Annotated in this window: 21 protein-coding genes; 5 read left to right on the forward strand and 16 right to left on the reverse strand. The window is 67.5% G+C overall.

All coding sequences use genetic code 11. The annotated features are described in order from the left end of the window. Nucleotides 1–13: 13 nt before the first annotated feature. The 10 genes from NTM_RS11945 to NTM_RS11985 all read right to left on the reverse strand — a co-directional run bounded on the left by NTM_RS11945 (nucleotide 14) and on the right by NTM_RS11985 (nucleotide 7880). Complete coding sequence (locus NTM_RS11945) at nucleotides 14–430, reverse strand: VOC family protein (protein WP_163766399.1); 417 nt, start codon at nucleotides 428–430, stop codon at nucleotides 14–16. Further along, nucleotides 427–1485, reverse strand: coding sequence for an NAD(P)H-dependent amine dehydrogenase family protein (locus NTM_RS11950; RefSeq protein ID WP_163766400.1), 1059 nt, complete (start codon nucleotides 1483–1485; stop codon nucleotides 427–429). Before NTM_RS11950 ends, NTM_RS11945 begins: the two co-directional genes overlap by 4 nt. Nucleotides 1486–1530: 45 nt before the next feature. Next, complete coding sequence (locus tag NTM_RS11955; RefSeq protein ID WP_163766401.1) at nucleotides 1531–2748, reverse strand: cytochrome P450; 1218 nt, start codon at nucleotides 2746–2748, stop codon at nucleotides 1531–1533. Further along, complete coding sequence (locus NTM_RS11960) at nucleotides 2745–3167, reverse strand: hypothetical protein (RefSeq protein ID WP_179963925.1); 423 nt, start codon at nucleotides 3165–3167, stop codon at nucleotides 2745–2747. The genes NTM_RS11955 and NTM_RS11960 overlap by 4 nt, the downstream gene beginning before the upstream one ends. A gap of 12 nt (nucleotides 3168–3179) precedes the next feature. Beyond that, entirely contained in the window at nucleotides 3180–3914 is a 735-nt protein-coding gene (locus tag NTM_RS11965) for a hypothetical protein (RefSeq protein WP_435405088.1), read from the reverse strand. Further along, nucleotides 3911–4042 (reverse strand): hypothetical protein, encoded by a 132-nt coding sequence (locus NTM_RS29000; protein WP_272818853.1) that lies wholly within the window; start codon nucleotides 4040–4042, stop codon nucleotides 3911–3913. The genes NTM_RS11965 and NTM_RS29000 overlap by 4 nt, the downstream gene beginning before the upstream one ends. A gap of 15 nt (nucleotides 4043–4057) precedes the next feature. Next, the gene (locus tag NTM_RS11970) at nucleotides 4058–4861 is read right to left on the reverse strand and encodes a CbbQ/NirQ/NorQ/GpvN family protein (protein ID WP_163766402.1); all 804 of its coding nucleotides are present in this window, start codon (nucleotides 4859–4861) and stop codon (nucleotides 4058–4060) included. Then, nucleotides 4858–6390 (reverse strand): nitric oxide reductase activation protein NorD, encoded by a 1533-nt coding sequence (locus NTM_RS11975; protein ID WP_163766403.1) that lies wholly within the window; start codon nucleotides 6388–6390, stop codon nucleotides 4858–4860. Before NTM_RS11975 ends, NTM_RS11970 begins: the two co-directional genes overlap by 4 nt. A 153-nt stretch (nucleotides 6391–6543) precedes the next feature. Further along, nucleotides 6544–7146, reverse strand: a complete 603-nt coding sequence (locus NTM_RS11980) for a TetR/AcrR family transcriptional regulator (RefSeq protein WP_163766404.1) — start codon at nucleotides 7144–7146, stop codon at nucleotides 6544–6546. Between the two features lie 2 nt (nucleotides 7147–7148). Next, nucleotides 7149–7880: a hypothetical protein gene (locus NTM_RS11985; protein WP_163766405.1), complete on the reverse strand. Its 732-nt coding sequence runs from the start codon at nucleotides 7878–7880 to the stop codon at nucleotides 7149–7151. A 203-nt stretch (nucleotides 7881–8083) separates the two neighbouring features. On the opposite strand from NTM_RS11985, the gene NTM_RS11990 reads away from it, so the two are divergent. Further along, nucleotides 8084–8872, forward strand: a complete 789-nt coding sequence (locus tag NTM_RS11990) for an SDR family NAD(P)-dependent oxidoreductase (protein WP_163766406.1) — start codon at nucleotides 8084–8086, stop codon at nucleotides 8870–8872. 16 nt (nucleotides 8873–8888) lie between these two features. Next, a complete protein-coding gene (locus tag NTM_RS11995; RefSeq protein WP_163766407.1) occupies nucleotides 8889–9962 on the forward strand; it encodes an NAD(P)H-dependent amine dehydrogenase family protein in 1074 nt (357 codons plus the stop codon). A gap of 10 nt (nucleotides 9963–9972) precedes the next feature. Here NTM_RS11995 and NTM_RS12000 read toward each other — a convergent pair whose 3' ends face one another. From NTM_RS12000 to NTM_RS12025, 6 genes are read right to left on the reverse strand one after another with little or no spacing between them, the layout of a single operon-like run. Then, the gene (locus NTM_RS12000) at nucleotides 9973–11742 is read right to left on the reverse strand and encodes a putative bifunctional diguanylate cyclase/phosphodiesterase (protein WP_163766408.1); all 1770 of its coding nucleotides are present in this window, start codon (nucleotides 11740–11742) and stop codon (nucleotides 9973–9975) included. 47 nt (nucleotides 11743–11789) lie between these two features. Continuing rightward, nucleotides 11790–13259 (reverse strand): acyl-CoA synthetase, encoded by a 1470-nt coding sequence (locus NTM_RS12005; protein ID WP_163766409.1) that lies wholly within the window; start codon nucleotides 13257–13259, stop codon nucleotides 11790–11792. Beyond that, a complete protein-coding gene (locus NTM_RS12010; RefSeq protein WP_083144609.1) occupies nucleotides 13259–14050 on the reverse strand; it encodes an SDR family NAD(P)-dependent oxidoreductase in 792 nt (263 codons plus the stop codon). Before NTM_RS12010 ends, NTM_RS12005 begins: the two co-directional genes overlap by 1 nt. Before the next feature lies 1 nt (nucleotide 14051). After that, entirely contained in the window at nucleotides 14052–15563 is a 1512-nt protein-coding gene (locus NTM_RS12015; RefSeq protein ID WP_163766410.1) for an AMP-binding protein, read from the reverse strand. Beyond that, nucleotides 15560–16303, reverse strand: a complete 744-nt coding sequence (locus NTM_RS12020; RefSeq protein ID WP_104862250.1) for a GntR family transcriptional regulator — start codon at nucleotides 16301–16303, stop codon at nucleotides 15560–15562. The genes NTM_RS12015 and NTM_RS12020 overlap by 4 nt, the downstream gene beginning before the upstream one ends. A 13-nt stretch (nucleotides 16304–16316) precedes the next feature. Beyond that, on the reverse strand, nucleotides 16317–17939 hold the full coding sequence (locus tag NTM_RS12025; protein WP_163766411.1) for a Vgb family protein: 1623 nt from the start codon (nucleotides 17937–17939) through the stop codon (nucleotides 16317–16319). A gap of 139 nt (nucleotides 17940–18078) precedes the next feature. Here NTM_RS12025 and NTM_RS12030 point away from each other — a divergent pair, with 139 nt between their 5' ends. The 3 genes from NTM_RS12030 to NTM_RS12040 are packed head-to-tail and all read left to right on the forward strand — an operon-like array spanning nucleotide 18079 to nucleotide 22240. Further along, a complete protein-coding gene (locus NTM_RS12030; protein WP_163766412.1) occupies nucleotides 18079–18930 on the forward strand; it encodes an SDR family NAD(P)-dependent oxidoreductase in 852 nt (283 codons plus the stop codon). Between the two features lie 22 nt (nucleotides 18931–18952). Beyond that, entirely contained in the window at nucleotides 18953–20368 is a 1416-nt protein-coding gene (locus tag NTM_RS12035) for an aromatic ring-hydroxylating oxygenase subunit alpha (protein ID WP_163766413.1), read from the forward strand. A 27-nt stretch (nucleotides 20369–20395) separates the two neighbouring features. After that, complete coding sequence (locus NTM_RS12040) at nucleotides 20396–22240, forward strand: flavin-containing monooxygenase (protein ID WP_163766414.1); 1845 nt, start codon at nucleotides 20396–20398, stop codon at nucleotides 22238–22240. Nucleotides 22241–22244 lie beyond the last annotated feature (4 nt).

Below are 22244 nucleotides of genomic sequence, written 5' to 3' on the forward strand. Positions count from 1 at the left end.
CTGGCGGCGGCGGTCATGGCACGTTTGTCGCGAGCAGGGTCAGGGGCAGACCGAGCACCGACAGGTCGATCTCGTCGAGATAGGTTCCGTCGCCGGAGAATTGCTGCCGGAACCGGGTGACTCCGCCGTAGCGGTCGGTGACCTTCTCGCCCTCGGCAGCGTCGGGGATACGCAGCACTACGGTGTAGACGCCGTCGCCGTGGCGGTCGAGGAACTGGGTGACCGAGGCAGCCACAGTCGCGTCGGAGCCGGCGATCGGGCTGATCAGCTCGATGCCGCGGTCCCAGTCGAGCTGGACCCGGATGCCGAGTTCGGTGAGTTCGGCGGCGTTGAACCGGAATCCGAGGTCGGTGAACATCGCCGTGGCGTGCTGCCAGCGCTGCGGGTCGACGGCGAACACGACGTGGTGCAGGCCAGGCTCGGCGGTCATGAGCGGACCAGCCCGCGGGGCCGGATCAGGCCGAGGTCGAGGTGGGTGAGCCAGCCCGGCGGCCCGTCGCAGACATCGGGGATCGCGTTGACGGCGCCCATCGCGGTCCAGTCGTAGCCGGGGTGGGTCATGGTGCCGTCGGGCTGCCGCACCCCTTTGAGGGTCAGCCCGGTCGGCGGGTCACCGTCGATGACGATCTCGTAGCGTGTCTCACCCCAGTCCCATGCGGGTTCGAGCAGGTCGGGGCCGGCGGTGACGTAGATGGCGTGGAAGACGATCAGCGGCTTGCCGTCCACCCACGCGGTCCACTCGTGGCGCTGCGCGGCGACCGTCCCCTTCGGGATCGCCCCGTCGGGGTGCGGGATGTCGGCCGCGGCGGTCGCGACGTCGATATCGGCGGCGGTCACCTCGTCGATGGTCACGCCGAGCCCGTCGGCGATCATGTGCATGGACTGGGCGAAGAACGGGACTGCGAGGCCCAGGATGGTCGGCTCGGACAGGAACCGTTCTTTGTCCTTGCCGAATCCCATCCAGTCGATGTGGTCCATCGGCGCGTCCTTGAGCACGTCGACGACCTCGTAGACGTTGACGGTGTCGACACGGCTCATCACGCGGGCCAGGGTCAGCGGCAGCAGGTCACCGGCGTAGCCGGGGTGGATGCCGCCGCCGTGGAACGACGTGCCGCCGTCGTCGCACGCCGCGCGGATCTGCTCGGCAGGGTCCCGGAAATCGTTGCCGGGGTAGAAGAACCCCGCCGTGGTGACCACATTCTTTCCGGAACGCAGCAGCCGGCACACCGTGTCGACATCCATGATGACCGGGGTGTAGAAGACGCAGTCGGCGTCCGTCGCGATCATCGCGTCGATGTCGTCGGTGGCGGTCACACCGGTCGGGCCGATCCCGGCGATCTCACCGGCGTCCTTGCCCACCTTGTCCTTGCTGTGCACCAGCACGCCGGCCAGTTCGAACACGGGGGACGCCGCGAAGTGCCGGATGCCGACCTGTCCGACGTCGCCGGTCATCCACTGGATCACCCGGTAGGTCTTGTCTGGCATCTGTGTTCTCCTAGTACGATCCGGTCAGCGGGACACTATGGTCGTTCATCGCGACCGCTCAGAGGCGGTGAACACGACTGGTACCGAACGGAATCCGCGGGTTACCGAGTTACCGTGGAATTTCGCCTGCCGGTCCGGGGCGAGGATGAAATCGGGCATGCGGGTCAGCACGCGTTCCAGGCCGACCTGGAACTCCAGCCGCGCCAGGTTCGATCCGAGGCACCGGTGCACCCCGGCGCCGAAGCCGAGGTGACGGTTTTCGCGGCGGTCGAGGATGCACCGGTCGGCGTCGGGAAACTGCTGTTCGTCGCGGTTGGCCGACGCGTAGTTGACGATCATCGATTCGCCGGGCGCGAATTGGCAGCCGCTCACCTCGACGTCCTTGGCCACGGTGCGCGGGATGCCGTGGATAGAGCCGGCGAAGCGGATGAATTCCTCGACGGCGCGGGGGAGCAGGTCGGGTTCGGCGATCAAGCGGTCCCGCTCGGCCGGGTTGGTGGCCAGGTAGTGATACGCGAACGACATCGCGCTCGCTGTGGTTTCCAGGCCGGCCTGCACCAACAGCATCGCGTTCGACACCACGTCGCCGAAAGCCAGCTTCTCGCCGTCGATCTCGGCGGCCAGCAGCACGTCGATCATGTCGTCGCGGGGTGGCTGGTCCAGTCTCGCGGTCACCGCATCGTGTAGATGCCGATACAGCCCGCCCCAAGCGGTCATCCGGTCTTGCTCGGTGGCGCCGTTGAGCGCGGTGTCGGTGAGCTCGACGCACAGCGGGACATCGTCGACCGGCATACCCAGCAGAAACTTGAAGAACACGATGCCGGGCTGCCGCCACGCCACCTCGGCGAGGTCGCCCGCTCCGTCTTCGATGAATTCGTCGATCAGCCGGTCGGTTTCGGTGCCGATCTCAGGGCGCAGGGCCTTCATCCGGGCGGGGGAGAAGTACGGGTTGAGCACCTTGCGGAACTTCTGCTGCCGCGGCGGGTCGAGGGTGATCACCAGATCGCCTGTGAGCCGCTCGGCCCCCTCCGGGGTCGGGTTGCTGGAGAAGTGCTCCCAGTCCTGCAGGATCTGCACGCATTCGGCGTACCCCACCGCAACCCAGGCGCCCTCGGGGTTGGACGGTAGGAACGGCTTGTCGGTGCGCGCGAACGGACCGTTGCCGCGCATCACCGAGTACACGTCGTACAGGAAATCGTTGTCGTTGAAGTCCGCGTGCCGCAGATCCCAGTTCTCGGCGTGCTTTTCGGGTGTCCCGGTCACGGCGCCCCCTGTCCGGCGGCCTGACGCGCCGCTTCTCGTTCCTCGTGAATCCGCACCAGTTCCCGGAATCCGATCCGGTGGTACTTCGGGACCGGCTGGATCCCCCACTCGTCCTGGGCGGTGTCCTTGCCCTCCGCGCCTTCGGGCGGTCCGAGCGGCGGATAGGGCACCTGGCATTCGAGCTTGTCGTCGGAGTAGCGCACCTTGAGCAGCTCGCTGCAGATCTCGGTGAGGCTCAGCGTCGGGTAGCCGTAGTAGACCGCCATGAACGGCAGCGTGAACGCGCCTTCGATGACCAAGGCGACCAGGCAGACGAGCACCGCGCGTTTGATCCACTTGTGCATCCGCGCGTAGTACGGGGTGGTGCCCGGGGGGAGGTCCGGGGTCTTCTCCTCGGTGTTCTCCACAGAAGTCGTCACAGTTGAACTCCTTTAGTCCGAGAAGATCTCGCGGTTGACCGTGTGCAGATACGGGATGGCCAGGAACGGGGTGATGTAGAAGATGTCGTAGAGCCACCAGCCGATGACCGGGAACACGACGCCGGCGTAGCGCACGTCGGCGTACATGGTCATGTTGAACACGTAGAGGCACCAGATGAGCACGCCCATCCAGCAGGTGATGATCATCCACTGGTGACCCCAGCGCTTCATCTGCAGGAAGCCGATCGCCGCGGCGCAGCGCATCGCGAAGACGGTCAGGATCATGCCGAACACCATCGACTTCTCACCCGGTGCGGCGGCGCCGCCGATCCAGGCTTCGTTGTAGTGCCAGAAGTAGCCCGCGTCGAACATCGCGCCCCATCCGACCATCAGCACCCGGTTGATCAGGGTGTGGTTGGCGACCAGATCCAATGCCCACCCGAGGCTGTTGAGCATCCCGTCGATGAGCACCAGATACCCGATGAGCGTGACGATCATCGGCCGCACCGACAGTCCGGCCCGCAGCGCCTGACGCTGCAGCCACACTCCGCGCATGAAGATCGGAAGCCCGATCAGCCCCGGCGCCCACATCCCCATCAGCGCGGCGCCGGCGATCATCCACTTGTCGGCGCGGCGCTGGGCCTGACGTGACTCCTCGTGGTGCTCTTCGAGGTTCACCGACCCGGTGACTGGAACGGACGCGGTGACCTTCGGGGCCGACTTGCGGTTGAGCAGTGGGATGTTCACAGATCCCACCAGCCGCGGGTGAACGACATGTACAGCTGGATCAAGAACATCGTCAGCAGGTATCCGTAGATCACGACCTGCAGGATGATCAGTGCCTTCTTGCGGTTCTTTTCCTTCTGATCGACCATCTCGTCGGTTCCTTCCTAACGGTTCGGGCTCTGGCTGTCGGCGCCGGCGAGGCTGGCCGCGGCCACCTCGCGCAGGCCTTCGGAGAGCGCACCGTCGCTGGACAGCGGTGCGAGTACGCAGGCCTCAGCCGCCTCCAGTTCCGTTGCCCCGGCGGCGATCAGCTGTGCCGCGGTGACCAGCACGCGGGTCGAGGGCGGTTCGTAGTGGAACGCTTCGTCGGCGGTGCGGATCGCGGTGGCACAGCGGACCAGTCGCTCGGCGGCGGCCAGGTCGATACCGGCCTCGGCGACGATCACGTCCGCTTCCCGGTCCGGCGGCAGGTAGTCCATCGCCAGCGTCACGAATCGCTGCCGGAACGACGGTTTGAGCTCCTTGAGGGAGCTGCGGTAGGCGGGGTTGTAGGAACACACCAGCATGAAGTTCTCGGGCGCCTGGACCACCTCGCCGGCACGGTCGAGATACAGCGTGCGCCGGTGGTCGGTCAGCGAGTGCAGCACTGCCAGCGAGTCGTGGCGGGCCTCGACGACCTCGTCGAGGTAGCAGATCGCGCCGGCTTTCACCGCTCTGGTCAGCGGGCCGTCGGTCCACACCACGTCCCCGCCGGTGACGATGAACCGCCCGACGAGGTCGGAGCTGGTCAGGTCGTCGTGGCAGCTGATGGTCACCACGGGGCGGCCGAGAAGCAGCCCCATGTGTTCGACCAGGCGGGTCTTGCCGCAGCCGGTGGGCCCGGTCAGCATCACCGGCAGGCGCTGCCGGTAGGCCTGCTCGAAGAGTTGCACCTCGTTGCCGTTGGCGAGGTATGTCTGGTCGGTCATGCTGCCACCAGCTCCTTGTGGACATGGGCGAGGACACGGGGAAGGTCCTCGATGCGGCGGATACGTTGAGAACGCTTGGGGCCGAACACTTCCGGCAATGGGTCGACACGCACCGGGCCGATCCCGACGTAGTACATCGACACCCCGGCGTCGCGCGCCTCCTCGACGGCGTGCGCGGCGTCGGCCCAGGCGTAGCGGCCCTCGTAGCCTTCGTCGGAGATCAATCCGTCGCCGATCACGATGAGCAGCCGGCGTTCGGAGGGTTGCGCGAGCAGCCTGCTGGTCAGGTGGCGCAGGGGGGCACCGAGCCGGGTGTAGCCGCCGGTGGCCAGGCCCAGGCTGCCGGGTGGGACGAACCGGCGCTCGGAGAAGTCCTTGAGGCAGGTCACCTCGACGCGGTGGCGGGTGTTGCCGGTGAACACGAAGATGCCGTGGCGTTCACGCGCGCTGGTCATCGCCCGCGACAGCGCATCGGCGCAGGCGAGTTCAAGCTTGAAGACGGTGCCACCGTGCACGCCGAGCGACGAGCTACCGTCGAGCAGTAGCGCCGAGGTGACGTCGCGGCTGGCGGGTAGTAGTTCACGGAAGATCCTGGGTTCGACGGCCTCTCCGGTGGCCACGTCGATGTAGTGGCCGACGTACTGGTCGACGTCGAGGTCGGACCCGTCCTCCAGGCGGTTCTTCATCGCGCGGTGGGTGTCCTTCTCGAACCACCTGCGCACGTCGACGGCGACCGCCGCGGTGCCGCCGGCGCGACCCTCGTGGGGGCGTTCCAGGACGGCGACGTGATCGGGCATGAAGCTGTCGGTCCACGCGTTCCATTCCGGGTAGGGGATGCCCGGGCGGTGTTCGGGGGTGATGTCGAGGTCGTTGTCCTGCGGTCGGCTCGGCGGGGGCAGGTTCGGGTTGCGGACACCGCCGTCACCGCCCGCGGGTACGGAATGTGGTTGCGGGGCCCGCTTCTGGCTGGTGGTCCACGGGAGACGGCCGAATGAGCGGCGCAGCTTGTCGGTCAGTCCCTGCGGCACCGTGTACGCCCGCGGTAGACGCCCGATCAGCGGGTCGACCGCCAGGTCCGCACCGGTGCGTGCCAGCGCGATGGCGCGGTCGAGCATCTGCCTGCCGTCGGTGTCCGCGTCGGCGGGGGTGAGATCGGGTAGTACACGAGCGAACTCGGGAAGCAGACCCGGCCACGCAGTGGCGATCCAGCCGAGCGCGACACCCGCTTCGACGAGGTGCAGTGCGGTGAGCTCCCGCGCGGACAGTTCGTTGAGGCGGTAGTCGGTGACTCTTTCCTTCGACGGTGCGCACTGCAGGGCCACACCGCAGGTCAGTGTGCGACGGTTCCAGTCCCGCGCCCGCACCGGGTACGGGACGTGCACGACGTCGAGCATCGAGCTCAGACCGAACTCACGCTGCTGCCCGGTGACCAGGTGCGCGCCGGTGCGACGCTGCCGGCTGAGGGCGACCGCGGTCAGTGAACAGCTGCGCTCGACCGCCATCGCGTGGGCATCGGAGAGTTCGGGCATCGGTGTCGTCGCGCTCAGAAGGTGCCGATGTTGGAGAACATCCAGTACCAGAACCAGATGATGAGTCCGGTGCCGCCCCAGGCGGCAACGTAGCGCAGGATTTCCCAGATCCATCCTGTCATGTCAATTCTCCTCGGGCGTAGGATGCTTCGGTCATCTGGCCTCCAGTCCTCGTCGGGCGGTGGTGATCAGGTTGGCCAGCATCGCGTCGCGGATGTCACCGCGGGTGACGGTGGTCAGCACTCCGTAGATGCCGAGTAGGAAGAACGCCGCGCTGTAGAACGCGTCGATCTCGGGCTGGATCTCGCCGTCGCCGCGGGCTCGCTCGATCTCACCGACCAGCAGCACGATCAACGGGTGATCCGACCACTCGTCGCTGCTCGGCCGGGTGGGCGAGAAGTGCAGCGCCAGCAGCTCTTTGAACAGCAGCGCGCCGAATCTCTGCTCAAGCCCCGAGATCAGCACGACCATCTTCGTCAGCGCGGAGCCCAGATCGTGCGCGGAGTCAAGATACCGGGCGAAGTCGGCGGCCATCCGCGCCTCCTCACGCTGTTCCAGCTCCAGCAGGACGTGCTCCTTGCTCGGGAAGTGGAAGAAGAAGGTGCCGTGCGCGACGCCGGCAGCCGACACGATCGCGCCCACATCGGCGCCCGCCATACCCGAGGCCTGGAACTCGGCGATCGCGGCGCCGAGGATCCGTTCGCGTGTCTGTAGTCGGCGCAGCTCCCGTGCGGTCTGGCGTACCTGTGGGCTCATGGTCAGTCCGTGAAGATCTCGCGGTTGACCGAATGCAGGTACGGGATGGCCAGGAACGGGGTGATGTAGAAGATGTCGTAGAGCCACCACCCGACCACGGGCAGGACGACCCCGGCATAGCGCACGTCGGCGTACATCGTCATGTTGAACACGTACAGGCACCAGATCACGATGCCCATCCAGCAGGTGATGATCATCCACTGATGACCCCAGCGCTTCATCTGCAGGAAGCCGATGCCCGCGGCGATGCGCATCGTGAACACGGTCAGGATCATCCCGACCTCCATCGCCTTCTCTGCCGGTCCCGCGGCTCCACCGATCCAGAGTTCGTTGTAGTGCCAGAAGTATCCGGCGTCGAACATCGCGCCCCAGCCGTTCAACAGGATTCGGGCCAGGATGGTGTGATTGGCGAAGGTGTCGAGGGCCCAGCCCACGGTGTTGATCGCGGCATCGATGATGACCAGATAGCCGATCAGCGTGATCAGCATCGGACGGACCGACAGCCCGTCGCGCTGTGCTTTGCGCAGTAGCCACACCCCGCGCAGGAACAGCGGCAGTCCGAAGATCCCCAGCGCCGCGGTGCCGATCAGCAGGCTGCCGGAGATGAGCCATTTGTCGGCCTGCCGCTGTGCGAGCCGGGACGCTTCCATGTGTTCGTCGAGGCCACTGGCCGACGCGCGCACCGGGGGATCGCTGCTGCGACCACGCCCGCGGTTCAGCGCCGGCAGGTTCATGGATACTGACTATAGTCAGTATCCTGACTCAGTCAACATCCCTCCGCATCGGCCCCGAGCAGACGTGAGATCGCGTTAATTCACCTCTGGATACGCGAGTTTGCGTCTGCTCGCGCCGGTAGCGCGCCCTTGATCCGTTCCTGTCTATTGACTTAAGTCAGGGCTAGTCGTTAGATGGGCTCACCTCGATGAGGAGGAACCACGTGGCGCTCGAACAGTTCAACCTGGACGGACAGGTCGCGATCGTGACCGGCGCGGGCAAAGGCGTCGGCCAGGGGATCGCGCGGGTGCTGGCGGAGGCAGGTGCCACCGTAGTCGGCACCGCAAGAACGGAATCCGACATCGTCGCGACCATCGCGGGGATCGAGGAGTCCGGCGGTAAGGGCCTGGCGCTGGTCGCTGACGCGATGAGCAGACCCGACGGCGAACGTGTCGTCGGCACGGCCGTCGACACGTTCGGCCGGATCGACATCCTGGTCAACAACGTCGGCGGGTCCACCTACGCGCGCTTCCTCGACATCACCGACGAGGACTTCCGGCACACGTTCGACTGGTGCGTCACCTCGGCCTTCATCATGAGCCAGCTGGCGGCGCCGCACATGCTCGACGCCGGGCACGGGTCGATCATCAACATCTCGTCGGGCTCGGCCAGGTTCGGCATCCGGGCGTTGACCGCCTACTGCGTCGCCAAGGGCGGCCTGGAGGCGTTGACCCGCGCGATGGCACAGGAACTGGCGCCGAAGATCCGGGTGAACGCGATCGCGCTCGGCTCCTTCGCGACCGACGGTCTGCAGGGCAGCCTCGACATGATGCCGGGGTCCCTGGAGAAGATGATGGAGTCCACTCCGTTGCACCGGCTCGGCAACGTCGAGGACCTCGGCAGGTTGTGTGTGTACCTGTCCACCCGCGACTGCTATGCCACCAACGCGATCTTCCATGTCGACGGCGGTATCGACTCGAACAACTCGCCGCTGCCCATCCCCGACTACTGAGCGGAACGGTGTCCCAGTGCGCAGAGTGGTTCAGTTCTCGACCGGCAACGTCGGGCAGCATTCGCTGCGCGCGGTGATCGGCCGCCCCGATCTGGAACTGGTCGGCGTGCACGCCGCGAACCCGGGGAAGATCGGTAAGGATGCCGCGCAACTGTGCGGGCTGACGGAGCCGACGGGAGTGCTTGCCACCGACGACCTGGACGCGCTGATCGCGTTGCGGCCCGACTGCGTGGTGTACACCGCGCTCGGGGAGACGCGGCCGATGGAGGCCCTCGAGCAGATGTGCACGATCCTGGCCGCCGGGATCAACGTCGTGGGCACCTCGATGGTGTGGCTGGTGACCCCGCGGCAGCTCGACGACTGGCTGCGGGTTCCCCTCGAAGAGGCGTGCGCCAAGGGGAATTCGTCGCTGTACGTCAACGGCATCGACCCCGGGTACTCCGGTGACACCGCGGTGCACGCCGCACTGAGCCTGGTGACGCGCGCCGAGTCCGTGACGATCAAAGAGGTCTTCGACTACGGCAACTACGACGACGCCGAATACACCGGTGCCGCGATGGGATTCGGAACCGCACCCGACGACGACCTGCCGATGGCGTTCCTGCCCGGGGTCATCGTCGCGATGTTCGGCGGCCTCGTGCGCAACCTCGCCGCCGCGCTCGGTGTCGAACTCGACGACGTGCGGCAGAGGTTCGAGCCGTGGTACACCCCGGAGCGCATCGAATGCGCGATGATGACCGTCGAACCGGGCCGGCTGGCCGGTGTGCGTTTCGCGGCCGAGGGCGTGCGCGACGATCGCCCCGTGATCACCGTCGAGCACACCACCCGGCTGACCCCGGCGGCGGCGCCGGATTGGGAGTACCCGCCGAACGGGCTGGACGGCGTGCACATGGTGATCGTCGAGGGCGAACCGCGCATCGAGTTGACGACGCATCTGTCGCACCCGGTGCTCGACGTCACCGAGGCGGGGTGTGTCTCGACCGCCGCACGCGCGGTCAACGCGATCGACTGGGTGTGCGATGCGCCCGCGGGTTTGATTGCGCTGGAGGACATCCCGCCGACGGCGATGATCCGCGGCCTGATGTGGTGAGTGCGTCCGGCTAGAGCCGGGTCCGCAGGATGGTGGCCACGACATCGTCGCGTGACTGCGGCCGGCCGAAGAAGAAACCCTGCGCCATCGGAAAACCCATCCCGCGCAACACCGTGGCCTCGTGCGCGGTTTCGACCCCCTCGACGATGATCGGCAGCGACAGCGCATCCCCGAGCCCGGCGACGGCCTGCAGGAACGGCGGTGCCGAAGTCGACACCGAGCTGATCAACGACGTGAACGAGCCGTCGAGTTTGAGCAGGTCGGTCGGGAGCTTCTGCAGTCTGCTCAACGACGAGTACCCGGTGCCGAAATCGTCGATGGCGATCCGGATACCGTGGTTGCGCAGGTCGTGCAGCGCCAGGATCGACGCGGGCCGGTCGACGTCGATCACACTCTCGGTGACCTCGAGGATCAGCTGTCCGGCACGCCAGCCGGTCGCGGCGAGCACGCCGATGACCCGGTCGACGTAGCCCTTCTGCACCAGCTCGAGCCCGGACACGTTGACGCTCAGCGACAGCCGCATTTCGGGTGCCTGGCGCTGCATCCACTCGGCATCCAGGCATGCGCGGTGCAGCACGTAATGGTCGAGGGCGGCGATCAGGTCGTTGTCCTCGGCGACCCGGATCACCTCGGCGGCGGTGAGGTCGGGATGGAACTCCGGAGACCACCGCAGCAGCGCCTCGACTCCGACGACGGTGTCGCCTTCGCTGAGCCGCACGATCGGCTGGTAGCGCACGTCGATCGTCTCGGCCGCCAGTGCGTCACGCAGCTGCACCGCCAGCGTCGGCAGGTGCGAGGACTCCAGCATCGTGCGGTTGCGCCCGATCGACCTCGCGCGGCGTAGCGCGGTGTTGGCTCGCTCGAGCACCGGCGACGCGGTCTCGCCGACATCCCACGCGCTCACCCCGGCGGAGAAATCCTGGGCCGTCGCGGCCCGCAACCGCTGCACGTACGCGACGGCCTCCTGTTCGGAGGTCGCAGGCAGCATCAGCACGAACTCGTCGTCGTCGCGGCGCGCGAGGATCTGTCCGGGGTGCAGCAGCCGCTGCCACGGCGCGACGAGCTGATGCATCAGCGTGTCCACGGCCCGGTTGCCGAACTCGTCGTGCACCGCGGCGTAGTTCTCGATGCTGATCACGATCACCGCGGGGCCCGATCCCGCGGCGTGGGCCCTGCTGATCTCGGCGCCGATCAGCCGTTCGAACCCGCGTCGGTTCGGCACGCCGGTGGCGGTGTCTAGTTCACCCTTGGACACACTGCGGCCGAGGACGATGATCAGGATCCCGACCGCGGCCGTGGTCGCCGAGGTCAGCAGACCCGCCCACCACGGCACCCCGTCGGCGGCGTTCAGTGCGCCCATACAGCAGGCGATCGCGATCGTCAGATACACCGCCGCGGTCGGCCACGCGACGAAGAACGCGCCACAGGCGATGAACACGTACAGGGTCGCGATCGCGACGGCGACGAGCCCGTCGGAGATCGCCACGGAGACGGTGATCTGGATGGTGGCGGTGAAGACCAGCAGGTGGAACTGCCACAGTGTGACCCGCGATCCGCGCGCGAGGACCACGATCCCGACGGCGAACGCGAGCGCGGCGTTGACGTAGTGAATGACGGCGGCTTTGCTGTCGGCGGCGGCCAGCGGGGTGATCAGCGCGACGACGACGCCGCCGAAAATCAGGCAGACTCCCGCGGTCCTGGCCCAGAGGGTCGGGGTCGCGATCCCTGGCCACCTCTGAGCGCGCTGTACCGCGGCCCAGACGGCCCGCACCCACCCCACGGCGTCATGGTAACGCGCGAGGCCGCTCCGATCGTGCCGCTTTGGCGCTATTGCAACCGCTCGCGCAGGTCCCGCTTGAGAACTTTGCCGTAGCTGTTCTTCGGCAACTCCTCGACGAACAGATAGCGCTTCGGGCGTTTGAACCGCGCGATGCGCGCCAGCAGGTGCGCGTCCAGTTCGGCGGCCGTCACGTCACCGACGACGAACGCGACCACGACCTCACCCCACTCCTCGTCCGGTGCGCCGACGACGCCGGCCTCGACCACGCCGGGATGCTCCAGGAGCACCTCTTCCACCTCGCGCGGATAGATGTTGCTGCCGCCGCTGATCACCACATCCTTGGAGCGGTCTCGCAGCGTCAGGTATCCGTGCGCGTCGAACGAGCCCATGTCGCCGGTGCGCAACCAGCCGTCGGTCAGCGTCGCGTCGGTGGCCGCCGGGTTGCGCCAATACCCCGACATCACCACATCGCCGCGGCACACGATCTCGCCGATCTCGTCGACCCCGGCGACCGACCCGTCCCCGCGCACCACCGCGACGTCGACGCCCGACCGCGCGTAGCCGACCGAACCGAGCACCGCGTCGGACGCGTCGAAGTGGTCGTGCCGTCGGAGGCCGGTGATCGTCATCGGGGCCTCGCCCTGGCCGTACAGCTGTACGAAGACGGGCCCGAACGCGGCCATCGCCTTCTTCAGGCTGTCGACGTACATCGGTCCGCCGCCGTAGACGATGGTGCGCAGGCCGGCCGGGCACGACCGCCCGGTCTGCACCAGCCGGGCGACCATCGTCGGGGCCAGGAACGCGCTGCAGCCCGGGTGCCGGCCACACAGGTCGAGGAATTCGTCGGGATCGAATGCGCCGGAGGCAGGCACCACCTGGCGGGCGCCGCGCGAGACATACGGCGGCACATACAGACCCGAGCCATGTGACATCGGAGCCCCGTGGATCAGGCTGCTGCTCTCGTCGGGTGCGTCGAAGTCGGCCAGGTGCGACACCGTCATCGCCATCAGGTTGCGGTGCGACAGCATCGCGCCCTTGGACCGCCCGGTGGTGCCGCTGGTGTAGAACAGCCACGCCAGCGACCCCGGATCGGTGGTGCGGGGGACCGCGGACGGCTCTGCGGCGCAGCGGCTCTGATAGTCCTCGGATCCGATCACCTCGATCGGCGTCGAGGTCACGCCGGTGAGCTGCCCGGCGATCTTCGGTGACGCGAGCACCAGCGCGGCACCGGAATCGTCGAGTATCTGCGCCATCTCGCGGGCGTGCAGTTTGTAGTTCAGCGGGACGAACACGCGCTCGGCGGCCCAGATGGCGAACATCAGCTCGATGATCGCGGGGCTGTTCTCACTGGCGACCGCGATGCGGGCCCCCGGCTCCAGCGCGCGCAACGACCCGGCCAGCCGCAGCACCCGTTCGCGCAGCTCCGACCAGGTATGTACCTGCCGCTCACCGTGATACACCGCGCCGCGGTCACCGTGCCGCGACGCCGTCTGGTCGAGCAGCGCGAACAGGTTCATCACGAATCTCCGCGCGCGACCCAGTCGGAGTTCAGTGCGAAGTCCGACAGGTACTTCGTGGTGCTCCAGCCGCCGTCGACGACGATGGTCTGCCCGTTGATGAACTCGCCGCCGTCGGAGCACAGGAACGCCACCGTCGACGCGATGTCCTCGACGCGGCCGAGCCGCTGGTGCGGGGTCATCTCGGTGTTGATCTTGCGGAACCGCTCGTCTTCGAGCCGGGTGGCGACCATCGGGGTCAGCGTCACGCCGGGCGCCACCGCGTTACACCGGATGCCCTGCGCTCCGTACTGGCATGCAATGTGATTGGTCAGTGCGGTGAGCCCGCCCTTGGCCGCCGAGTACGCACCGCCGCGCAGTCCGCCGACCACCGCGAACGTCGAGGTCACGTTGATGATCGCCGACCCCGGCTGCATGTGCACGATCACGTCGCGAGCCAGCCGGAACGGCGCCCGCAGCATGATGCCGAGGAAGTGGTCCAGCGTCTCGTCGTCGGTCTCGTGAAGCGGTTTAGGGCTGCCGATCCCGGCGTTGTTGACCAGGAAGTCGATCCGGCCCCACCGCTGCAGCGCCGCGGACACGATCCGTTGCGGTGCGTCGTCGTCGGTCAGATCCACCGACAACGTCGCGATCCGGCCCGGCTCAGGAGCCGCCTTCTCCAGCTCGGCGAGCCGCTCGGCGTCGCGGCCGGTGCCCAGCACCGCCATACCCTGCTCGGCGAGCTTTGTCGCACAACCGAATCCGATACCGCTGCTGGCGCCGGTGACGATCGCTACCTGGGGCGAATGCACTCTAGGACTCCTCGGTCAGCTGGGCTTTGATGACGTGTTTGAGTACCTTGCCCGCGTCGTTCTTCGGCAGCGCGGGCACCACGGTGACCTGCTCGGGCACCTTGAACTTCGCGACACCGCGGGACACCAGGAAATCCTTCAGCACGGCGACGTCCGGTGCGGTGGACCCGGCGGGGACGAGTGCCGCGCAGGCCCGTTCGCCGGTGCGCGGGTCGGGGATGCCGACGACCGCGATCTCGGCGATGTCCGGATGTGTCGCGAGGATGTCCTCGACTTCTTTGGGGGAGATGTTCTCGCCGTTGCGGATGATCAGGTCCTTGGCGCGGCCGGTGACCACGAGGCAGCCGTCCTCGGTCAGCTGGCCGAGGTCTCCGGTGCGGAAATAGCCGGCCTCGTCGAAGGACTCGTGGTTGTCCTCCGGGTGCAGGTAGCCGGTGAACATCTGCGGACCGCGCGCCCGGATCTCACCGTCGACGACCCGGATCTCGGCGATGCCGGGCCGCCCGTCGGTGTCGGCGGCCAGTGCGATATCGTCGAGGGCGCCGACGGTCGTCACGGGAACCTCGGTGGATCCGTAGACGCGGCTCACCGCCGCCTTGTCGAAAAATTCTGTGGCGCTGCGGATCAGCGACGGCGGCACCGATGCGCCGCCGCAGATGAACACCTTCAGGTCGGGCAGGCCGGTGCCGGCGCGCTGTGCGGCGGCCAACAGCCCGGTCAGGAACGGGGTGGCGCCGGCCATATGGGTGCAGCGGTGCTCAGCCATCAGCGCCACCGCGGCATCGGGATCCCAGCGCTGCATCAGCACGGCCTCGGTACCGAGCAGCAGCGGGCATTCGAACGCGTAGATCGAGCCGCCGATGTGGGCGATCGGTGACGGGACCAGGAAGGTGTCCCCGGCGTCGATGCGCCAATACCTGCCGAGTTGGGCGATCAGGGCGGCCAGTGAACCATGGCTGTGCAGAACACCTTTGGGTCGCCCGGTGGTGCCGGAGGTGTACATGATCATCCGGGTGGCACCAGGGTCGAGCACCGGCAGCTCACCGCCTGCGGGTTCGGCCAGCAGCTGGGACAGGGTTGTTCGGCCCGCGACGGCCTGCCCGGCGCCGCCGCGCACCACGACCACCTCGGGCGGCGAATCCAGGCCGGTGACCACGCGGTCGAGCATCGCGGCGTAGTCGTGTCCGCCGAAGCTCTCCGGGATGAAGATCGCCCGGCTGTGCGCATCGGCGAGGATGAACGACAGCTCGTGGTCGCGCAGCGACGGCAGGATCGGGTTGACCACCATGCCGGCCAGCGTCGCGCCGAGGTAGATCACCGCCGCCTCGTGCCAGTTCGGCACCGTGAACGATACGACGCTGCCGGACGGCATGCGACGCAGCAGCGCGTGTGCGAGACCCGTTGCCGCCGAGAGCAGGCCGGCGCAGGTCAATGCCGCGGTGTCATCGCGGACCAGGACACGGTCCGGGGTGTCGCGTGCGGCGGCGTGCAGCGCGTCGGCCAGCGTGATCACGGGGTATCGCGCACCCGTCGCATCGTCATCGCGTGCCGGAACCGCGACGACGGGTGGGTGTTGACCGTCACCTGGGCGATCTCTCCGTCGGAGGTCGTATATGTGCGCTTCATCCGCAGCGCGGCGGTACCAGGCGAGATCTGCAGGTGCCCGGCGAGTTCGGCGTCGACCACCACCGCCGAGATCTCCTGATGCACCTCGGCGATGCTGACCCCGAACAGATCCTCGATCAGTGGGAAGATCGGTCCGGTGTGGCGCTGCAGGTGTCGGCCGACCGCGGCGAAGCTGCGGTTGATGAAGTACTCGGTCCGGCAGAACGGCGCGGTCTCGTCGTCGATGCGGCGGTAGCCGCTGACCGCCAGCCATTCGGCTCCGGGGGCGAGTCCGGTCAGCTCGGCCAGCGTCTCGTCGATGGTGACCATCGATGTGGTCTCGATGGCGAACCGGGCACCCTGGGCGAACGCGAGCAGATCGTCGATCGCGACGACGTCCTGCGCATACGCGGTGGTGCTGGCCCGCGGCACCACCAGGGTGCCGGCTCGGGGCCGTGACGCGACCAGGTTGTCCTCGCGCAGTCGGCGCAGCGCCTCGCGAACGGTGTAGCGGCTCACCGCGAACCGCTCGCAGAGTTCGTGTTCGGTGGGCAACTGCGAACCCACCGGATACACACCGTCGACGATCTCCTTGCGCAGGGTGCGTGCCACCTGCAGGTAGCGGTGATCCCCGGCCGCGGTCGTCAATTCTGCCCCCGGGTCATCGCCGAGCTACAGCCAGCACGCTGCCGTCGCCGTCGGCGGACACGTACAGCGTGCCGTCGGGGCCGGCGGTGACGCCGGCGAACGGTCCCTGCGGACCGGAGAACGGCGGCATCCCCTTCAACGGTTTCGGCTCGACACCAGGTGGTGGACCGACCGGCAGACCTCCGGCGATCGTCGTGCGCGCCTTGGTGGTCAGATCGAACTCGACGAGTTCCTTCGCGGCGGCGTCGACGATGTAGAGCTTGCCGTCGCGTACGTGGATGCCCTGCGGGCAGGCCAGACCGTCCACCAACGTGTCCACCCCGCCCGGGGTCAGCCGTACCACGCGGCCCGCGCCGGATTCGGCGACCAGTGGCGCGCCGTCGGGATCGATCGCGACACCGACGGGTTCGGCGAGCCCGGCGGCCAGCGTCTCGACCGTGCCGTCACCGATGCCGCCACGCAGCGCCAGCACCCGCCCGGTGCCGAGCTCGGCGAACACGATGGTGCCGTCACGGTCCACGTCCACGCCGTAGAGCTGATCGAAATCCGTGGCCAGGTAGTCGGTTTCGCCGTCCTGCGGGCGGTAGCGGGCCACCTGACCGCCCGAGGTGGTGACGACGAATTCGCCGCCTCCGGCGGCATTGGCGAATTCGCCGCCTCCGGCGGCGGTGGTGACCCCGCGCAGGAACCCCGGGTAGCCGGGGGAGAACAGCATTCCGACGGTGTGCAGCCCGCCGTCGGGACCCACGGTGTAGAAGTAGGTGCCGTCGGCCACGTAGAGCCGGCCGCCGGACACCGTCAGATCCAGCGGCCAGTTGAGCCCGCCGGGCAGCAGCGTCGAGGTCTGGCCGTCCCGGTCGATCTCGGTGATCTCGCCGGTGAAGTTGGACACCAGCAGCCGGCCGTCGACGAACGTCAGGTTGTCCAGCCCCGGGTTCAGTTGCGCGAGGACGGTTTTCTCGCCGGTGCGGGGGTCGATTCGCAGCACCTGGCCGCTGGCCACCTGGGTGGACACTATGGTCCCGTCGGCGTCGAACTTCACCGCGTCGGGCACTCCGAGATCGGTGGCGACCCGCTGTGGCTCGCCACCGGCGGGATCGACGCGCCAGATCTCGTTGGCCGTCATCAGCGGGTAGTACAGCAGTCCGTCCGGGCCGACCTCCATCGCGTTCGGCGACGGCAGATTCTCCAGCAGGATCCGCGGCGCCCCGCCGTCCAACGGCAGTTCCATCAACCGGCCGCCGTCTCGGCACTCGCCGACGAACAAGCGGCCCTGGTGCACCGTGATGCCGTTCGCGCACGGCAGGTCGTCGCGCAGCACCCGGGTGTGCCCCGCACGGTCGCGGGCACTGACCCGGCCGTCCATCACCTCGGTCGCGAACAGCGTTCCGTCGTCGCCGAACGCGACGTCGTCAGGGGCGATGATGTCGCCACCTTTGGCGCTGACGGTCTCCAGGCGGCCGGACGTCGGGTCCAGCGCGGTGATCTGGCTGCCGGTGACCTGCGCGATGTACACCCGCCCGTCGGGTCCGGTGCGCAACCCGTTGGCCCCGAACAGGCGGCTCGGGGCGGTGACGGGACGAAGCTCCCAGCCATCGGCGACGGATGGGGACGGCGCGGCGTACCGGGCGTTCATGAACTCGGACGTTAGCAAGGCGCAATAGTCCAGACAATAGCGGCGCATCGGCGGCCGAAGCGCCCTTGACGCTGACATAACCGCTGCGGAATAGTGTTCTGCAATATGCAGAGTCACATTATTTGTCCGGACCAGTGACGTGGCAGCCGGTATCTCGCTGAGTCTCGAGGGCCGCGTCGTGATCGTCTCCGGCGCCGGTGGCGGCGGCATCGGGACCACCGTCACCCGGATGGCGGCCGAGGCGGGGGCCACCGTGGTCGCGGTCAGCCGCTCGCAGGACAACCTCGACGCGCACGTCGCTCCGCTGGCCGCCGACGGACTGTCGGTGGTGCCGGTGGCTGCCGACGCGTCCACCGACGACGGCATCGCCACCGTGTTGTCGGCGGTGCGCGGACTCGACGGCGACCTGTACGGGTTGGTCAACATCGCGGGTGGCGCGGCGCCGTCGACGTGGATGCCGGCCACCCGCGTCACCCGCGACGACTGGCGGGCGCTGTTCGCCGCGAACCTGGAGACCGCGTTCTTCATGAGCCAGGCCGTCGCGGCCGAACTGCGCGACCGGGGCCGCAAGGGATCGATCGTGTCGGTCTCGTCGATCAGCGGCATGAACACCGCTCCGTTCCACATCGCCTACGGCACAGCCAAAGCCGCGATCGTCGCGATGACCCGCACGATGGCCGTCGAACTCGCGCAGGCCGATATCCGCGTCAACGCCGTCGCGCCCGGGGTCACCGAGACCGCCGCCTCACGCATGTACGTCGACGAGGACCCCGAGCGCGACCGCACCGCGATCGCGATGGGGCGCCGCGGCACCCCCGAGGAACAGGCCGGCGCGATCCTGTTCCTGCTCAGCGACCTGTCTAGTTACATCACCGGCCAGACACTGCTGGTAGACGGCGGCTTGAACCTGAAGTGGAGCCACCTCGGCGCGGACAACACGTCGCTGTTCCTCAAAGACGAGTCCTTCCGACAAGTGATCAGCCGGCATTGAGCCGGCACTGAAAGGAAGATCGATGACCCACACCGGATCCGACCTGGACGCTGCGATCGGCGTCGACGGCGTCCCCGACGACTCGACCGGCATCGTCGCCGAGGATCTGTCCGAGCCGGTGACCATCCCGGTCGAGGCCTACACCTCCGAGGCCTACGCCCGTGCCGAACGGGACAGGTTGTGGCGCAAGGTGTGGCAACAGGTCGGCCGGGTCGAGGAACTGCCCGAGGTCGGCAGCTACCTGACCTACGACATCCTCGACGACTCGATCATCGTGGTCCGGACCGGACCCGAGACTTTCGCAGCGCACCATAACGTCTGCATGCATCGCGGCCGCCGGCTCGTCGACACCCCGGAAGGGGCGAAGAACGCAATCGGCCGGGCCCGCAAATCGTTCGTGTGCGGATTCCACGGCTGGACCTACGGACTGGACGGAACCTGTACGCACATCCGCGAACAGGACGACTGGAAAGGCGTGCTCACCGAACGCAACACCCACCTTGCGCCGGTACAGGTCGACACGTGGGGCGGCTGGCTGTTCGTGAACATGGATCCCGAATGTGAACCGCTGGCGGACTACCTGTTCCCGGCATCGAAAATCCTCGAACCGTTCGGCCTGGAGAACATGCGCTACAAGTGGCGCAAGTGGCTGTACTTCGACTGCAACTGGAAGGTCGCGCTGGAGGCGTTCAACGAGACCTATCACGTGTTCACCACCCACCCCGAGTTCAACAAGTTCGGCGAATTCAAGGGCTGGGCGAAAGCCCAGGGCAAGCACAGCAACATCGGCTACGACGCGCCCAAGGACATGGAGGCGACCAAGTCCAAGATCCGGCTCGGCACCGGTGACGACCCGCGCGTCTCGACCGCCGAGATGCAGATGTACACCTGGGAACAGACCAACGCCACCACCACCGAGACGCTGGTGAACGCCGCCAAGCGTCTGGTCGACGAACTGCCCGAGGGCACCCCGCCGGACAAGGTGCTCGAACACTGGCTGGCCTCGGCGCGCCGCGACGACGAGGCGCGCGGGGTGATCTGGCCGACGATCCCGCCGGACATCCTGGGCCAGAGCGGCACGGCGTGGCAGATCTTCCCGAACCTGCAGGTCGGGCAGGGGCTGACCACTGCCTTGTGTTACAGCGCGCGACCCGACCCGGGCTACCACCCGGACAAGTGCATCTTCGAGGTCGCCACGCTGGAGTTGTTCCCGAAAGGTCAAGAGCCGCAGACCGAGTGGGAGTACACCCCGAAGGAGTCGCCGAACTGGCTGTCGGTGCTGCCGCAGGACTTCTCGAACATGGCCGCGGTCCAGCAGGGCATGAAGTCGGCCGGGTTCGCGGGCACGCTGCCCAACCCCTACCGCGAACGCAGCACGGTGAACCTGCACTACCAACTGTCCAAGTACATGGGCACCGGAGCACCCCGAGAGCTTTAGCGAATCCCCCTGCGTAGAGGAGAGACTGTGAACGATTGCGGGCCCACTGAGACCCCCGTCGACATCGACATCCCGGCGCTACGGGAGAAGTACGCCGCCGAGCGGGCGAAGCGGTTGCGGCCCGACGGCGGTGATCAGTACCTCGAGCTCGAGGGGGAGTACGCCGAGTTCTACGAGGTGGACCCGTACACGCCGCGCACCGAGCGCGACCCGGTGGTCGAGGACGCCGACGTGGTGATCCTCGGCGGCGGGTTCGCCGGGCTGCTGGCCGGGGCCTACCTGAAAAAAGCTGGTGTGACCGGGATCCGGGTCATCGAGATGGCAGGCGACTTCGGCGGTGTCTGGTACTGGAACCGGTTCCCGGGCATCCAGTGCGACAACGACGCGTACTGCTACATCCCGCTGCTCGAGGAGCTCGGTTTCATGCCGAGCAAGAAGTTCGCCGACGGTGCCGAGATCTTCGGCCACTGCCGCAACATCGGAAAGCACTTCGGGCTCTACGACGGAGCGTTGTTCTCCACTCAGGTCCGCGAACTGTGGTGGGAGGACGGTACGCAGCGCTGGCGGATCAGCACCGACCGCGGTGACGACATCCGGGCCCGCTTCGTCGTGATGGCGCAGGGTTCGTACAACCGGCCGAAGCTGCCCGGCATCCCCGGCATCAAGGAGTACCGGGACGCCGGCGGTCACGTGTTCCACTCCGCGCGCTGGGATTACGACTACACCGGTGGCGACGCCGATGGCGGTCTGCACAAGCTCGCCGACAAGCGGGTCGCACTGGTCGGCACGGGCGCGACCGGGATCCAGCTGGTTCCGCACCTCGGCCGGGATGCCCAGCAGCTGTACGTGTTCCAGCGCACGCCGTCCTCGGTTGATGCGCGCACGAACCCGCCCACCGACCCGCAGTGGGCGGCGTCTCTGCAGCCCGGCTGGCAGGAAGAGCGCAAGCGCAACTTCCACAACTGGTCGCCGTTCGTCGGGGTGGTATTCGGTGAACCGGACCTGGTGTGTGACTTCTGGACCGAACTGGGCCGCAACCTGACCGCGCGGATCTCCGCCCTGCCCGACCCCGCGGCCGTCACGGTCGAACAGATCATGGAGTTCCGGGAGGAGGAGGACTACAAGATCATGGAGCGGCTGCGCCGCCGCGTCGCCGAGATCGTCGAGGATCCCGAGACCGCTGAGGCGCTCATGCCGTACTACCGGTTCATGTGCAAACGTCCGACCTCCAGCGAGCACTACCTGGCAACCTTCAACCGCCCCAACGTGACGCTGGTCGACGTCTCGGAATCCAAAGGGGTGGAACGCCTCACCGACAAGGGCATCGTCGCCAACGGCGTCGAGTTCGAGGTCGACTGCGTGATATTCGCCAGCGGGTTCGAGATCTCCACCGAGATCCGCCGCCGGTTCGCGATCGAATCCATCACCGGCCGTGGCGGCCTGTCCCTGTTCGACCACTGGCGCGACGACTACAAGACCCTGCACGGGATGACCAGCCGCGGGTTCCCGAACCAGTTCTTCATGGGCTTCATCCAGGGCGGCGTGTCGGCGAACACCACCGCGATGTTCGAGCAGCAGGCCCAGCACATCGCCTACCTGATCGCCGAGGCGCAGAAGCGCGGCGCGACCGTCGTCGAGCCGACGCAGGAGGCGCAGGACAACTGGGTGCGCACCGTACGTGAACTGTCGATCGACAACTCGGCGTTCGAACTGTCCTGCACACCCGGCTACTACAACAACGAGGGGCGTGGCGGTGCGGTGCGCAACGGCGCCTTCCTCGGTGACTTCTATTCGCCCGGCTTCTACGCGTTCGACGAGCTGATCGACCAGTGGCGCAAACAGGGTGATCTCGAAGGCCTGGAACTTTCGTGACCGA

The sequence above is a fragment of the Mycolicibacterium parafortuitum genome, from assembly GCF_010725485.1.
GTDB lineage: Bacteria > Actinomycetota > Actinomycetes > Mycobacteriales > Mycobacteriaceae > Mycobacterium.